13 protein-coding genes are annotated in these 15,245 nt (G+C 68.9%); 5 read left to right on the forward strand and 8 right to left on the reverse strand.

Going from position 1 to position 15,245, the window contains the following annotated elements; all coding sequences use genetic code 11:
• Positions 1-32: 32 nt before the first annotated feature.
• From QTI68_RS28030 to QTI68_RS28040, 3 genes are all read right to left on the reverse strand, one after another.
• Positions 33-911 carry a ZIP family metal transporter gene (locus QTI68_RS28030; protein ID WP_286526399.1) on the reverse strand — a complete coding sequence of 293 codons (879 nt, stop codon included), beginning with the start codon at positions 909-911 and terminating at the stop codon, positions 33-35.
• 76 nt (positions 912-987) lie between these two features.
• Positions 988-1,743 carry an aspartate/glutamate racemase family protein gene (locus QTI68_RS28035; RefSeq protein ID WP_286526400.1) on the reverse strand — a complete coding sequence of 252 codons (756 nt, stop codon included), beginning with the start codon at positions 1,741-1,743 and terminating at the stop codon, positions 988-990.
• 19 nt (positions 1,744-1,762) lie between these two features.
• Complete coding sequence (locus QTI68_RS28040; protein ID WP_286526401.1) at positions 1,763-2,647, reverse strand: transporter substrate-binding domain-containing protein; 885 nt, start codon at positions 2,645-2,647, stop codon at positions 1,763-1,765.
• A 208-nt stretch (positions 2,648-2,855) separates the two neighbouring features.
• On the opposite strand from QTI68_RS28040, the gene QTI68_RS28045 reads away from it, so the two are divergent.
• Both QTI68_RS28045 and QTI68_RS28050 read left to right on the forward strand, forming a co-directional pair.
• On the forward strand, positions 2,856-4,064 hold the full coding sequence (locus QTI68_RS28045; RefSeq protein WP_286526403.1) for a D-amino acid dehydrogenase: 1,209 nt from the start codon (positions 2,856-2,858) through the stop codon (positions 4,062-4,064).
• Positions 4,065-4,123: 59 nt separating this feature from the next.
• Positions 4,124-4,528, forward strand: coding sequence for a hypothetical protein (locus QTI68_RS28050; protein ID WP_286526456.1), 405 nt, complete (start codon positions 4,124-4,126; stop codon positions 4,526-4,528).
• An 8-nt stretch (positions 4,529-4,536) separates the two neighbouring features.
• On the opposite strand, the gene QTI68_RS28055 is transcribed toward QTI68_RS28050, so the two are convergent.
• Genes QTI68_RS28055 through polA form a run of 4 tightly spaced genes read right to left on the reverse strand, consistent with a single transcriptional unit; the run spans position 4,537 to position 10,277 of the window.
• Positions 4,537-5,259 carry a hypothetical protein gene (locus tag QTI68_RS28055; RefSeq protein WP_286526404.1) on the reverse strand — a complete coding sequence of 241 codons (723 nt, stop codon included), beginning with the start codon at positions 5,257-5,259 and terminating at the stop codon, positions 4,537-4,539.
• Positions 5,256-6,167: a LysR family transcriptional regulator gene (locus tag QTI68_RS28060; RefSeq protein WP_286526405.1), complete on the reverse strand. Its 912-nt coding sequence runs from the start codon at positions 6,165-6,167 to the stop codon at positions 5,256-5,258. The genes QTI68_RS28055 and QTI68_RS28060 overlap by 4 nt, the downstream gene beginning before the upstream one ends.
• Positions 6,168-6,172: 5 nt before the next feature.
• Positions 6,173-7,468 (reverse strand): M20/M25/M40 family metallo-hydrolase, encoded by a 1,296-nt coding sequence (locus QTI68_RS28065; protein WP_286526406.1) that lies wholly within the window; start codon positions 7,466-7,468, stop codon positions 6,173-6,175.
• 16 nt (positions 7,469-7,484) lie between these two features.
• Positions 7,485-10,277: a DNA polymerase I gene (gene polA / locus QTI68_RS28070; RefSeq protein WP_286526408.1), complete on the reverse strand. Its 2,793-nt coding sequence runs from the start codon at positions 10,275-10,277 to the stop codon at positions 7,485-7,487.
• Between the two features lie 98 nt (positions 10,278-10,375).
• On the opposite strand from polA, the gene QTI68_RS28075 reads away from it, so the two are divergent.
• Genes QTI68_RS28075 through QTI68_RS28085 form a run of 3 tightly spaced genes read left to right on the forward strand, consistent with a single transcriptional unit; the run spans position 10,376 to position 12,602 of the window.
• The gene (locus QTI68_RS28075; RefSeq protein ID WP_286526409.1) at positions 10,376-10,747 is read left to right on the forward strand and encodes a hypothetical protein; all 372 of its coding nucleotides are present in this window, start codon (positions 10,376-10,378) and stop codon (positions 10,745-10,747) included.
• 7 nt (positions 10,748-10,754) lie between these two features.
• Positions 10,755-11,798: a homoserine kinase gene (locus QTI68_RS28080; RefSeq protein WP_286526410.1), complete on the forward strand. Its 1,044-nt coding sequence runs from the start codon at positions 10,755-10,757 to the stop codon at positions 11,796-11,798.
• A gap of 9 nt (positions 11,799-11,807) precedes the next feature.
• Positions 11,808-12,602, forward strand: coding sequence for a BPSS1780 family membrane protein (locus QTI68_RS28085; RefSeq protein ID WP_286526411.1), 795 nt, complete (start codon positions 11,808-11,810; stop codon positions 12,600-12,602).
• Positions 12,603-12,735: 133 nt separating this feature from the next.
• On the opposite strand, the gene QTI68_RS28090 is transcribed toward QTI68_RS28085, so the two are convergent.
• Positions 12,736-15,105 (reverse strand): UvrD-helicase domain-containing protein, encoded by a 2,370-nt coding sequence (locus QTI68_RS28090; protein ID WP_286526412.1) that lies wholly within the window; start codon positions 15,103-15,105, stop codon positions 12,736-12,738.
• Positions 15,106-15,245 lie beyond the last annotated feature (140 nt).

The raw sequence follows: 15,245 nt of genomic DNA on the forward strand, positions 1-15,245 counted from the left end.
GAAGCTTGTCAGAAAGCGCCGCGGGTGTCCATTCAGTGGGTGTGGGCCGCTTCGTGGGCGGCGTCATGACCGGCGCCTTCGTGGGCATGGTCGTGGTCGCCATGCGCCAGGCGGCTCACCAGCGTGACCAGCACGATGCCTGCCACCAGCCAGACGATCTGCAAGGCGGTCTGGCGCGCGGGCAGCCGTTTCTGCAGCTGCGGGATCAGGTCGGCCAGGGCCACGTACACGAAGCTGCTGGCCGCCAGCACCAGGAAATACGGCAGCCAGCCGTGCAGCCGGTCGACCAGCCACCAGCCAACCACGCCGCCGAGCGCCGTCATGGTGCCGGCCAGCGAGACCTTGACCAGCGCCGCCCGCGGGTTGGCCGAACTCTGGCGCAGCACCACCAGGTCGCCGATATGGTGCGGCACCTCGTGCGCCAGCACCGCGATCGCCGCCACCATGCCCAGCCGCAGGTCGGCAATGAAGGCCGAGGCGATCAGGATGCCGTCGCCGAAGCAATGCACGCTGTCGCCGGTGAGCACGGCCCAGCCGCCGCCGCCGCGCGGCGCATGGTCGTGGCCGTGCGCATGGGCATGCGCGTGGGCATGGGCGTGGCCGTGGTCATGGCCCTGGTGATGCTCGTGCCCGTGGTGCCACAGCTCCGCCTTGTCGAGCAGGAAGAAGAAGACCAGCCCGAACAGCAGCACGCCGAACAGCACGCCGGGTTCGATCCGGCTCTCGAAGGCCTCGGGCAGCAGGTGCATGAAGGCGGTCGCGAGCAAGGCGCCCGCGGCCAGGCTCAGCAGGTGCTGCGGATTGACCCCGCCGGAGCCGCTGCGCACGCCCACGCGCAGCAGCAGCGCGGCGATCCAGACACTTCCGATACCGGCGACCAGGGTCGCGGCGATGATGGCAAACAAATTCATGGCGGCTTCGCGCTTGGGAGGCAAAAACAAAAGCCGCCCATCGGACGGCTTCGGCGCTTCGATCTTATCAACCGTGTCAAGGGGGATGCCCCGGAGCCCCGCGATAGGCGCGCGCCGCCAGCGCCGACGCCAGCACCTGCGCCGGGTCGAGCAAGTCCAGGCCCTCGGTCCCGGCCGCCCCCTGCAGCCCGAGCGGGATCTCGGTGCAGCCCATCACGATCGCGACCGGCCCGTGGCGATGCGCCAGCTGCAGCGCCACCCGGCTGAAGCAGGAACGGGCCAGCGCCATGTCGCCGGCCTTCACGCCGTCATAGATGCCGCGCATGAGGAGGCGGCGCTCCTCGTCCAGCGGCAGGTGGCAGGCGATGCCGGCGTCGGCCATCGCCTGCGCGTAGAGACCGACCCGGTAGGTGCCTTCGGTCGCCATCAGCGCGGCGCCGCGCACGCCCTGCGCCGCCAGGTGGGCCGACACCTCCCGCGCCACGTGCAGCACCTCGACCTGCGGAAAGCGGGCCTGCAGCGTCCCGTGCCAGGCGTGCGCCGTGTTGCAGGCAATGGCCACGGCGCGGCTGCCCAGCGCGGCCAGCCGCCCCAGCGCCTGCAGCATCGGCTCGAGCGGCTGGTGGGCGCCGGACTCGCTCGACTCGAGCGCACCGCTGCGGTCGGGCACCGGCACCTGGGCCAGCCAGTGCTCCGGAAAGGCCTGGTCGCCGACCACCTGGCCGTGCGCGCGCAGCAGGCGGGCGCAGGCGTCGACGAACAGGCGCACGAAGTCCGCGCCGGCCGCCGGGCCCATGCCGCCGAGGATGCCGACCGTTTGCGGCGCGAGCATGCGATACCGCCGTTCGGGTTCAGGTCGCGGGCTTGTCGTTCGGCGCCTGGATGTTCTCGCGCAGCTGCGGGCTCATCGGCAGGTTCAGCGGCACGCCCTTGGGCGGGATCGGCTGCAGGAACCACTTCGCGTACATCTTCTCGAACTCGCCGCTCTTCATGAGGTCGATGAAGGTGTCGTCCACCAGCTTCTTGAAGGCCGGGTCGTCCTTGGGCAGCATGCAGGCATAGGGCTCGACCTGCAGCGCGTCGCCGACGACCTCGAAGTCGGCCGGGTTCTTGGCGTTGGCCATCAGGCCGAACAGCAGGATGTCGTCCATCGCGAAGGCGACCGCGCGGTCGCTCTCGACCAGCAGGAAGGCGTCGGCGTGGTCCTTGCCGAGCACCAGGTCCATGTCGAGGTTCTTCTCGGTGTTGTACTTGCGCATGACCAGGGCGTTGGTGGTGCCGGTGGTGCTGGCCACGGTCTTCTTCGCCAGGTCGGCGTAGTTCTTGATCTTCGAGGACTTCTTCGCCAGCAGGCGGGTGCCGGTGTAGAAGTGGTTGATGGCGAAGCTGACGTCCTTGGCACGCGCCGTGTTGTTGGTGGTCGAGCCGCACTCCAGGTCGATGGTGCCGTTGCTGATCAGCGGGATCCGGTTCTGTGAGGTCACCGGCATCAGCGCCACCTCGAGCTTGGGCTTGTTGAGCTTCTTCTTGACCGCGTCGACCACCGCGTTCGACAGCTCGACCGAGAAGCCGATCGGCTTCTCGCCGCCTGCGAGGTAGCTGAAGGGCACGGACGATTCGCGGTAGGCCAGGGTGATCTTGCCGCTCTCGGCGATCTTGGCCAGGGTGTCGGCGGCTTGGGCGCCGGTGGTGGCTGCGGCGAGCAGGACCGCGGCCATCGATGCGGAGAATTTCATGGAGCCCTTTCGGCTGATTGAAGGTAAGCAAGTGTAGGAATCATTCATGCGCCGCTCACAATTCCTTTTCTGCGCCCGGGCATGACCAAAAGTTATGGGCTGGGCATGCCATGTGCTTTGGCTATGGGCTGCCGCGCTTTTGGCATTTCCCGGCGCGTCGGCGCGGACCTAGAGTCGAGCCTTCCGAAACAAGAGAGAGGAAAGCGTCATGCACGTCTGCGTGCTCGGGGCCGGCATCGTCGGCCTGGCGACCGCCTGGCAGCTGAACCGCCAGGGTTTCCAGGTCAGCGTGATCGACCGTGCCGCGCCCGGCGCCGGAGCGAGCGGCGGCAATGGCGCGCAGCTGAGCTACTCGTACGTCCAGCCGCTGGCCGACCCGTCGATCTGGAAGCAGTTGCCCAAGCTGCTGCTGTCGCCCTCCTCGCCGCTCAAGCTGCGCCCGCAGCTCGACCCGCTGCAATGGCGCTGGGCCCTGGCCTTCCTGGCGGCCTGCAACGCCCGCACTTCGCACGAGAGCACCGCCAGCCTGCTGGCGCTCGCGGCGCGCAGCCGCGCCGCCTTCGAGGCCATGCGCGCCGACGTCGCGCCCGACTGCGATTTCTCGGCCACCGGCAAGCTGGTGCTCTACGCCGGTGCAGCATCGCTGGCCGGCGCCCAGCGGCAGCTCGAACTGCAGCGGGCCATGGGCAGTGAGCAGCGCCTGGTCACGGCCGACGAGTGCATCGCCATCGAGCCGGCGCTGGCCAGCTACCGGGCGCGGATCGCCGGCGCCGTCCACACGCCCAGCGAATGCGCGGCCGACTGCCTCAAGGTCTGCACGGAGCTCCTGCGGGCGCTGCGCGCGCGCGGCGTGCGCTTCATGCTCGACACCGAGATCACCGGCTTCGATGCCCGCGACGGGCGGGTGGCCGCGGTGCACACCGCCGCCGGCGACGTCGAGGCCGATGCCTTCGTGATGGCGCTGGGCACGGCCTCGCACCGGCTCGGGCGCCAGCTCGGCGCCTACCTGCCGGTCTACCCGCTCAAGGGCTACAGCATCACGGTCGATGTCGATCCGGCACCGGGCGCGGCGCCGCAGGTGAGCGTCACCGACAGCGTCCGAAAGGTGGTGTTCGCGCGCATCGGATCGCGTCTGCGGGTGGCCGGCATGGCCGAGCTGGTCGGCCACGACGCCAGCATCCCGGCCCAGCGCATCGAGGCGCTGGCCGAGGCCACGCGCGCCGTTTTCCCGCGCGCCGGCCGGCTTGAAGCACTGCAGCCCTGGACCGGCATGCGGCCGGCCACGCCGACCGGCGTGCCGATCGTCGGGCGGCTCGAGGGCGCCCCCTCGAACATGCTCTTCAACACCGGCCACGGGGCGTTGGGGTTCACGCTGGCGTTCGGCTCGGCCGAACGGGTGGCCGAGGCGCTGAACTGACTTCGCCCCCGCGAGGTCGACTCCGTGCGATCATTCCGGGCCTCGACGGGGACCCCATGATCTCGACCGACTGGAAGCGCCGCGCCAGGCTGTTCATCCAGCGCTTCTGGCAGCCCACCTCCGCCTGCATGACCTGCATGCCGGGGAGCTGGAGCAATCTGATGAGCGCGGCGCATTGGGCGACCGCGCTGCAGACCGGCTTGGCGACCGGCATCCTGGCGGTGCTCCTGACCTTCACGCCGGCGGTCAGGCTCTACACCAACCGGTACGGCAATGCGCTGGTCGTCGGCTGCCTGACCGCGGTGGGCGACGCCTACTCGCATGCCAATCACTACGACATCCCCTACGCCGAAGCGCTCGTGACCGGGTTCGTTTCAGGCCTGCTGGCGCTGGCGGGCTCGTACCTGTTCGAAGACCGCGCGCGACGCCTGCGGGCGGCATGGGCGCGGATTTCGGGGCGTTGAGCGGACGCTCAGACCGGCCGGCGCCAGCGACCGGACTCGGGGCACACCACGGCCCGTTCACCGTTCAGCCGGACCTGCTCCTGGTCGATCCCCAGGGCGGCGGCGGGATCGGTGTCGAAGTCCACGCGGAGCGTGTGTCCCACATGCGGGTCTTCGATCGGCAGTTCCCAGGTCAGGAACACCTGGGTGCAGTCCAGCCCGGGCGCGAAGTCGGCCGGGTCGAAGCCACTGGCTTGACGCCGGATGACGGCGTGCGGCTGGCCGGTGTCGAACACCACCGCCGTCCCGCGGTCAAGCGGGATCCGATGGCCCGCCACCGGAAAGTGGAGGTCCAGGCCCTTGTCCTCGCTCACGAAGAGATTGCAGAAGGCGGCCCCGCCGTAGTGCTCGCCGTCATGGTGGTACCGCGCGCCCCGGCAGGCCATCAGGGCGACCTCGCTGGCGGCCAGCACCTCCGACAGCCCGAGCGTGCGCGTCCAGTCGGACATCGCCTGCACGCAGTGCCGGTAGTCCGGCCAGCGGGCACGCGCCCGGGCCAGCGGCAGGGGCTCGACGTCGCCGGGCTCGAGTTCCAGGCGCGCAGCGACCTCCCGCTCCCAATCGGCAACGAGGCGCGCGGGCGGCACGGGCAGGTCGAGCCGGTCCCACAGCACGACATCGCTCACGCTTCGGCTGCGCAGGGCGTCGCCGCTGTGGAACAAGGACGTCAGGCGGTCGGGGGGGTGGCTCATCCGGGCCCCTTCATCTCCTCGATCGCCTCGCGCATGAAGCGCGTGATGCTGCGCACCGCGACCGAATCCGGCCGTCCGGCGAAGCGCAGCGCGCGGATCGGCACCGGGATGTGCGGCTCGAGCGTCAGCACGTCGACCTTGCCGCGATCGGCCGAATTCGCGGTGCAGCCGTCGACCAGCGCCACGCCCAGGCCATGGTGCGCCATCGCCAGCGCCGCATGGTAGGTCTGCACCGTGACCACCGCCTGCTGGAAGCCCACGCCGGCCTGCCGGCAGGCCTGGCTCAGGCTGGTGCCCACCGGGTCGCGGCTGTCGAGCCCGATCACCGGCAGCTTGACCAGGTCGTGCAGGGCCACCGAGCCGTTGCGCAGCAGGGCCCGCGGCAGCATGCCCTTCGGGGCGATGCAGACCATGCGGCTGTCGGCCAGCGCCTCCTGGGTCAGCGAGGGATGCACCGCCGGGCTGAACGCGAAGCCGACATCGGCCTCCTGGAGCAACAGCGCCGACATGATCTGCGGCGAATGCAGCGACTCGAGCGTCACCGCGATCGACGGATGCTGCTCACGGAAGCGCTTCAGGGCCCGCGGCAGCACCTCGTAGCTCAAGGCCAGCACGCTCAGGACGCGGAGTTCGCCCGCATCGCTCGCCGTGCGCAGGTTGGCCGCCAGCCGCTGCACCTCGTCGAGCTGCGCGAACAGGCGCTCGATGTGCGGATAGAGGGCCAGCGCCTCGGTGGTCGCCGAGAGCCGGCCCTTGGCGCGCTGGAACAGCGGAAAGCCGAGCTGGATCTCGGCATGCTGCAAGGTGCGGCTGACCGCCGGCTGCGTGATGTTGATGAGCCGCGCCGCGGCGCTCACGCTGCCGGTGAGCATGATGGCGTTGAAGACCTCGATGTGGCGCAGGCGCATGGAATCTAGGGCGCAGACACCTTGTCGCGCGAGATGTCCATGATCAGCTGCGCCGACAGCGACAGCCGCGGCTCGATCGAATCGATCAGCACGTACTCGGCGTCGGCCGAGTGGGCGCCGAAGCCCTGCAGGCCGAAGCGCTCGACCACCGCCGCCTTGGTCTTCAGGGCCGCGAAGGCCGCATCGGTGCCGCCGCCGGCGACCTTGTCGTCGGCCCCCAGCTCGCGGCCCATCTCCTTGTAGATCTGCTGCGCATGCAGCGCCAGTGTCCGCGAGGCGTCGTTGGCCTCGAGCGGCGGCCGGCGGCGCTCGAACTTCAGCTCGACCTTGGCATCGGGGACGAGCTGCTTCTTCACGCGCTCCTGCACCTGCTGCTCGATGCGGTCGTAGTCCGCGACCCTGATCACCCGCACGTCGGCGCCCGCCGAGGCGCTGGCCGGGATCACGTTGCGGTTGCTGCCCGAGCGCGAGATGGTCCAGTTCATCTTGAGACCGGTCGCCGGGTCGGACAGGTCGCGCATCTGCAGGATCTGGTGCGACAGTTCGTACAGCGCATTCACGCCCAGCTCCGGTGCCGACCCCGCATGCGAGGCCTTGCCGGTGACGTTCAGGGTGACCGAGGCGATGCCCGCGGTGGCCAGCGACAGCTTGTCGCCGTGGACGTAGGCGCCTTCGTAGGACATCACGACGTCGTGCTCGCCACCCAGCTGCGTGATCAGCTTGCGCGCGCCGGGCGAGCTGATCTCCTCGTCGCCGTTGATCAGCACGGTCAGCGTGCCGTACTCCTTGAAGTCCATCGCCTTCAGCAGCGCCAGCGTGTGGGCGATCACGGCGATGCCCTGCTTGTCGTCGGCGATGCCCAGGCCGTAGGCCTTGTCGCCTTCGATGCGGAAGGGCTGCTTGTTCAGCATGCCGATCTGGTAGACCGTGTCCATGTGCGCGATCAGCATGATCTTCTTGCTGCCGGTGCCCTTGAAGGTCGCGCGCACGACCTTGCCGATCTTCTCGGGGGTGTCCTCCATGCGGTAGGCGTCGGCCGAGGGATCGATCAGTTCGACCTGGCCGCCGAGCGCACGGAACTTGTCCGCGATCAGGTTGGCGATCTTGTCGAGCCCTTCGAGGTCGCGGCTGCCGGATTCGATCGAGACCAGCTGGTTCAGGGTCTGCAGCAGCGCCGGTTTTTCCTTGGCGGCCAGCGCGGCGATGCGTGCATCGGGGGCGGCGGATGCGCTGCCCATCCAGGCGGCGCAGACGGCGCAGAGCGCGAAGGTGGCGAGAGCGGAGCGTTTCATCAGGTTCATTTTTCCTTGGGGATTCTCAATGTGCCTTGTCCCAGTTGGGTCCGAAGCCGATTTCGGCCAGCAGCGGGACCTTGAGGTCGGCCACGCCGGCCATCAGACGCGGTATTTCGGTGCGGACCCACTCGACCTCTTCCTCGGGCACTTCGAAGACCAGTTCGTCGTGCACCTGCATGATCATCTTCGTGCCGCGCTGCTCGGCGTCGAGCACCTCCTGCACCTTCACCATGCTGAGCTTGATCAGGTCGGCCGCCGTGCCCTGCATCGGCGCGTTGATCGCGGCGCGTTCGGCACCGCCGCGGCGCGGGCCGTTGGGCGAGTTGATCTCGGGCAGGTAGAGCCGGCGGCCGAACACGGTCTCGACATAGCCCTTTTCCTTGGCCAGCGCCTTGGTCTCGTCCATGTAGACCTTCACGCCCGGGTAGCGGGCAAAGTAGCGCTCGATGTAGGAGGCCGCGGCCTTGGTCTCGATGCCGAGGTTGCGCGCCAGCCCGAAGCTGCTCATGCCGTAGATCAGGCCGAAGTTGATCACCTTCGCATAACGGCGCTGCTCGCTCGACACCTGGTCCACCGCCACCCCGAAGACCTCGCCGGCTGTGGCCCGGTGCACGTCGATGCCCTCGGTGAAGGCCCGCAGCAGCGATTCGTCGCCGCTGATGTGGGCCATGATGCGCAGCTCGATCTGCGAGTAGTCGGAGCTCGCGATGACACGGCCCGCGGGCGCCACGAAGGCCTCGCGCACGCGCCGCCCCTCGGGCGTGCGGATCGGGATGTTCTGCAGGTTCGGGTCGTTGCTCGACAGCCGCCCGGTCACCGCCACCGCCTGCGCGTAGTGCGTGTGGACGCGGCCGCTGCGCGGATTGGCCAGCAGGCCCAGCTTGTCGGTGTAAGTGCCCTTCAGCTTGGACAAGCCGCGATGCTCGAGGATCTTCGCCGGCAGCGGGAAATCCTCGGCCAGCTTCTCGAGCACTTCCTCGTCGGTGCTCGGCGCGCCGCTCGGCGTCTTCTTGATTACCGGCAGCCCGAGCTTGGTGAAGAAGACCTCGCCGATCTGCTTGGGCGACCCGAGGTTGAAAGGCTGGCCCGCGAGCGCGTAGGCCTCCTCCTCGAGCGCCATGATGCGCTTGCCGAGTTCGTTGCTCTGCGACGCCAGGGTCGGCGCGTCGATCAGCACGCCGTTGCGCTCGATCCGATAGAGCGTCTCGCTGCTGGCCATCTCGAGCTCGTAGACGAAGCGCAGTTTCTCGTCGGCCTCGAGCTTCGGCCAGAGCACCCGGTGCACGTCGAGCGTCTGATCGGAGTCCTCGCACGAATATTCGGCCGCCTTGTCGATCGACACCTGGCTGAACGAGATCTGGTGCGCGCCCTTGCCGCACAGGTCCTCGTAGTCGATGCCGCTGCGGCCCAGGTGCCGCTCGGCCAGACTGGCCAGGCCGTGCGGCTTGTGCACTTCGAGCACATAGCTCTGCAGCATGGTGTCGTGGGCGTAGCCCTGCACCTCGATGCCGTGGTTGGCGAACACGTGGCGGTCGTACTTGACGTGCTGGCCCAATTTCTTCTTCGCGCCGTTCTCGAGCCAGGGCCTGAGTTTGGCGAGCACCTCGTCGCGCGGCAGCTGCGCCGGCGCATCGGGGTAGTTGTGGGCCACCGGGATGTAGGCCGCCGCGCCCGGCTCGACGCTGAAGCTCAGGCCGACGATCTCGGCGCGCATCTCGTCGAGCGAGGTGGTCTCGGTGTCGAGCGCGACCAGTTCGGCGGCCTCGATCCTCGCCAGCCAGGCGTCGAAGGCCTCCCAGGTCATCACCGTGTCGTAGGCCAGGTTGCTGACCTTCTCGGCCGCCGCCTGGGCCGGGTCGCTGAACAGGTCGCCATTCGCCTCGGGGCCGCCGCGCTTCTTGTTTTCCTCGATCAGCTCGGGCGGCACGGCGTGCGCCTCGAGCGACTTCACCAGGCTCTTGAAGCCGTACTGCTCGTAGAACTCCTTGAGCGCGTCGACCTGCTGCGGGCCGATCGCGATCGCGTCCAGCGCCGGCAGGCCGGCCACATGCTCGCCGAGTTCGCAGTCGGTGCGGATCGTGACCAGGCGGCGGCCCTGGGGCAGCCAGTCGAGGGCCTGGCGCAGGTTCTCGCCGGCCTGGCCCTTGACCTCGGCCGCGCGCGCGATCAGGGCATCGAGCGAGCCGTATTCGAGCAGCCACTTGGCCGCCGTCTTGGGGCCGACCTTCGGCACGCCCGGCACGTTGTCGACGGTGTCGCCGACCAGCGTCTGGTAGTCGATCATCAAGCTCGGCGGCACGCCGAATTCGGCCGTCACGCCGGCCACGTCGCGCTTCTTGCCGTTCATGGTGTCGATGATCGTGACGTGCTCGTCCACCAGCTGGCTCAGGTCCTTGTCGCCGCTGGAGACGATCACCTCGATGCCCTGGCTGGCGGCGGTGCGCGCCAGCGTGCCGATCACGTCGTCGGCCTCGACCTCGGGCACGGTCAGCACCGGCCAGCCGAGCATCCGCACCACGCGGTGGATCGGCTCGACCTGGCTGCGCAAGTCGTCCGGCATCGGCGAGCGGTTGGCCTTGTAGTCGGGATACCAGTCGTCCCGGAAGGTCTTTCCGGGCGCATCGAAGACGCAGGCCGCGTAGTCGGCCCGCACCTCGCGCCGCAGCGCCTGCATCATGTTGATCATTCCTCGGATGGCCCCGGTGGCGGGGCTGCCGTTGTCGCCCGGAACGGCGCGCAGATCGGGCATCGCGTGGAAGGCGCGATAGAGGTAGCTCGATCCGTCCACGAGCAGCAGCGTTTTCTTGTCGGTCATCGGGCCATTTTGCCGTGCCGCGCGGCCGCCCCCGGAAGGCCGAAAAGATCGGCCCTCGTGGCTTTCTCCGGACCAGACCCGGACCTACAATCTCTTCCATGTCTTCTTCCATGCCCCTGGTCCGCCTGGCACTGCTCGCGCTGGCCTGCGCCGCGCCCGCCGCCGTCGTCTTTGCGCAAAACCCGCAGCCTGCGGCCCCGGCGCCCGCCCAGGCGCAGCCGGACCCGGACAAGGCCGCCGGCCGCCAGAACCAGACGATCGAGCGCATCCACGTCGAAGACAGCGGCGCCACCATCGACGAGCTCCGCGTCGGCGGCCAGACCCAGGACATCAAGGTCAAGCCCAAGAACAACGCCCCGGCCTACCAGGTCCTGCCCAACACCGAAGAGCGCAGCCGCAGCCAGGGCCAGTCCGACTCCAGCGCGGGCGAAGGCGGCTCGCGGGTCTGGTGGAACGTCTTCAAGTTCTGAGCGCGCAGTGGCGGTTTTCACGGAAGTCGGATTCGACGAAGCAGACGCGCTCGTCCGGCGCCTCGGCCTGGGCGCCCTGACCGCCCTCAAGGGCATCGAGGGCGGCATCGAGAACACCAACTACTTCGCCAGCACCGAATCCGGCGAATATGTCCTGACCCTGTTCGAGCGCCTGGGCGCCGAGCAGCTCCCCTACTACCTCTGCCTGATGAAGCACCTGGCGGCGCGCGGCATCCCGGTGCCCGAGCCGGTGGCCGACCCGGCCGTGGCGCCGCCCCAGGGCCACCCGCTGTCGATCCCGGCCAACGCCCCCTGCGAGCTGCTGCACACGGTGGCGGGCAAGCCGGCGGCGGTGGTCCAGCGCCTGAACGGCAAGAGCGAACTGGCCCCCTCGGCCGCCCATTGCGCCGAACTCGGCCGGCTGCTCGCCCGCATGCACCTGGCGGCCCGCGACTACCCCCGCATCCAGCCCAACCTGCGGGGCCTGGGCTGGTGGAACGACACCATGCCGGTGGTGCTGCCCCACCTGGACGCCGCCCAGGCCGCGCTGCTGCGCAGCGAGCTGGCCTACCAGAACCACGTGGCCGAGTCCTCGGCCTATGCGGCGCTGCCGCGCGGGCCGGTGCATGCCGACCTGTTCCGCGACAACGCGATGTTCGACACCCACGCAAGCGCCGACGCGCCGCGTCTCACCGGGGTGTTCGATTTCTATTTCGCCGGCGCCGACAGCTGGCTGTTCGATCTCGCCGTCTGCCTGAACGACTGGGCGATCGACCTAGCCAGCGGCCGCCACGATGCGGCCCGGGCCGATGCCCTGCTGGCGGCCTACGGCACCGTCCGGCCGCTGACGGCGCCCGAGCGGGCATTGCTGCCGGCGATGCTGCGGGCCGCGGCGCTGCGCTTCTGGATCTCGCGCCTGTGGGACTTCCACCTGCCGCGCGAAGCCAGCATGCTCAAAGCCCACGACCCCACCCACTTCGAGCGCGTGCTGCGGCAGCGCGCCCACGCCACCTTCGAATTTGCGACCGGCGCCGACGCGCTGGCCGCCTGACCGGACCCGATGAAACTCAATCTCGTGCCGGCCCGTACCGGCGTGCTGTGGGTCCGTAGCGGGCTCAAGGCCTTCGCCCGGCAACCGCTGGCCTTCATCTCGCTGTTCTTCTTCTTCATGGCGCTGGTCTCGATCGCCTCGCAGCTGCCGCTGGTCGGCGCCGCGATCGCGCTGATGCTGCTGCCGACCATGACGCTCGGGCTCATGGCGGCGGCACAGCAGGCCGCCGGGCCCGAAAAGCCACCGGCTGGCACCGTGTTCCTGGCCGCCCTGAACGCGATTCGCGCCGACGTGCGGCCGATGGCGGTGCTCGGGGCCCTGTATGCCGGCCTGTTCCTCGGGGTCATGGCGATCTCGGCCCTGGCCGACGGCGGCCAGTTCGCCCGCGTCTACCTGCTCGGCGGCCCGCTCACCCGCGAACTGGCGGAATCGACCGAATTCCAGGTTGCACTGTGGATCGCCATGGGGCTGTACCTGCCGCTCTCGCTGGCTTTCTGGCACGCGCCGGCGCTGGTCCACTGGCACCGCGTGCCGCCGGCCAAGAGCCTGTTCTTCAGTTTCGTGGCCTGCTTCAAGAACTTCGGCGCCCTCACCGTGTTCGGCCTGGCCTGGGTCGGCGTCTTCATCGGCGCCGGCATCGTGCTGAGCCTGCTCGCCAGCCTGCTGGTGGCAGTGGGCGCGATGGGTGCCGGCGACGGTGCCGCGGCGATCGGCGGCGCCATGATGATCGCCGGCGCGCTGGTGATGGCGGCGATGTTCTTCACCAGCACCTGGTTCACGTTCCGCGACAGCTTCCAGGAATAGGCTCGCCCCCCCAGGTTGGCTCACTGCGTGTAGCCGCCCACCCCCCTGCCGGGGGGCAACACCAGCGGCCCGGCGAAGCCGGTTCCGCGGTGTTTCACCAACGGGCCGGGCTGTGGCGGGGATGGCGGGGGTCTCAGACGGGCGTGAGCTTGGCGACCGAGAGCGCCAGCCACTTGATGCCGTGGCGCGGGAAATTGATCTGCGCGCGGGCGTCGTCACCGGTGCCTTCGAGCGCGGTCACCGTGCCCTCGCCGAACTTGTTGTGGAACACCTGCATGCCCGAGCGCAGCCCGTGCGACGGCGCTGCCTTCTGCGGCGGCACCGGCGGGCTGGCGAACGAATCCTTGCTGAAGCCACCGGCGCCGCCGCGTGTCGTGGCATAGCCGCCGCCATAGCCGAAGGCCGAAGGCGCGAAGCCCTGGTTCTTGGGCGTCAGCCACTTGAGCGCGCCTTCGGGCAGTTCGTCGAAGAAGCGGCTCTTCAGGTTGTAGCGGGTCTGGCCGTGCAGCATCCGGGTCTGCGAATGGCTCATGTAGAGGCGCTGGCGTGCGCGCGTGATGGCGACATACATCAGCCGCCGTTCTTCCTCGAGGCTCTCGTTGTCGCTCATCGAGTTCTCGTGCGGGAACAGGCCCTCTTCCATGCCGGTGATGAAGACGCAGTCGAACTCGAGGCCCTTGGCCGCGTGCACGGTCATGAGCTGCACCGCGTCCTGGCCGGCCTGGGCCTGGTTGTCGCCCGATTCCAGCGCCGCATGGGTCAGGAAGGCGGCCAGCGGGCTCAGGGTCTCGCCGGTCTCGGCGTCGGGCGCCAGCGGCTCGTCGAGCACGGGCCGGTTCGGGTCCAGCCCCTGGCTGGCCGGCGACTGGCGCAGCTCGTCGACCGGCAGCGCTACCGCGTCGCGGCCGAAGCCCTCCTGGGTGACGAAGCTCTCGGCCGCGTTCACCAGTTCTTCCAGATTCTCGATCCGGTCCGCGCCTTCGCGGTCGGCTTTGTAATGCTCGATCAGGCCGCTGTGGTCGAGCACCAGCTCGATGATCTCGCGCAGCGACAGGCCCTGCGTCTGCTCGCGCAACACGTCGATCTTTGCCACGAAGGCGGTCAGGTTGCTGCCGGCCTTGCCGCCGACCGCGCTCACCGCGTCGTGCATCGACCGGCCGGCGGCGCGGGCCGCATCCTGCAATTGCTCGATGCTGCGGGCGCCGATGCCGCGCGGCGGGAAATTGACGATCCGCAGGAAGCTGGTGTCGTCGTCCTTGTTCTCGAGCAGCCGCAGGTAGGCCAGCGCATGCTTGATTTCGGCCCGCTCGAAGAAGCGCAGTCCGCCATACACGCGGTACGGCACCGAGGCGTTGAAGAGCGCCGTCTCGATCACCCGGCTCTGCGCATTGCTGCGGTAGAGCACCGCCATTTCCTTGCGGTCGATGCCGTCGCGCACCAGCTGGCGCATCTCCTCGACCATCCATTGCGCCTCGGCGAAATCGCTGGTCGCCTCGTAGACCCGCACCGGCTCGCCGGGGCCCTGGTCGGTGCGCAGGTTCTTGCCCAGCCGCTTGGTGTTGTGGCTGATCAGCGCATTGGCCGAATCGAGGATGTTGCTGTAGCTGCGGTAGTTCTGCTCGAGCTTGATCTGGTGCGAGACATCGAACTCGCGCACGAAATCGGCCATGTTGCCCACCCGCGCCCCGCGGAAGGCATAGATGCTCTGGTCGTCGTCCCCGACCGCGATCACGCTGTTGTCGTTCGGCGTGAAACGGCCCTCGACCGTGGTGCCCGAGAGCATCTTGATCCAGGCGTACTGCAGCCGGTTGGTGTCCTGGAATTCGTCGATCAGGATGTGGCGGAAGCGCCGTTGGTAGTGCTCGCGCACCGGGTCGTTGTCGCGCAGCAGCTCGTAGCTGCGCAGCATCAGCTCGCCGAAGTCGACCACGCCCTCGCGCTGGCACTGTTCTTCGTAGAGCTGGTACAGCTCGACCTTCTTGCGGTCGTCGTCGCTGCGGGCCTCGACGTCGCGCGGGCGCAGGCCGTCTTCCTTGGCGCCGGCGATGAACCATTGCGTCTGCTTGGCCGGAAAGCGCTCGTCGTCGACATTGAACTGCTTCATCAGCCGCTTGATGGCCGAGAGCTGGTCCTGGGTGTCGAGGATCTGGAAGGTCGACGGCAGGTTGGCGAGCTTCCAGTGGGCGCGCAGGAAACGGTTGCACAGGCCGTGGAAGGTGCCGATCCACATGCCGCGCACATTGACCGGCAGCATCGCGCCCAGCCGGGTCATCATTTCCTTGGCGGCCTTGTTGGTGAAGGTGACGGCCAGGATGCCGCCCGGCGACACCTGCCCGGTCTGCATCAGCCAGGCGATGCGGGTGGTCAGCACCCGGGTCTTGCCGGAACCGGCGCCCGCCAGGATCAGGGCGTTGCCGGCCGGCAACGTGACGGCGGCACGCTGCTCCGGGTTGAGATTGTGGAGCAGCGGCGAATCTGCGGCGGCCGCGAGGTCGGTGAACATCCGTCGATTGTAGAAAGCCCTGCGTATCGGGGTTATACGAAGTTGCCCAAGGCCCCGACGCGGGCAAGCGTGTAAAATCAGTCACCGGGCCCAAGTTTCTTGCGCCCGGTTTTTTGTGCCCGTTTCACGCTGCGTCCCGC

It is taken from the genome of Variovorax sp. J31P207 (assembly GCF_030316965.1).
Lineage (GTDB): Bacteria > Pseudomonadota > Gammaproteobacteria > Burkholderiales > Burkholderiaceae_C > Variovorax > Variovorax ginsengisoli_B.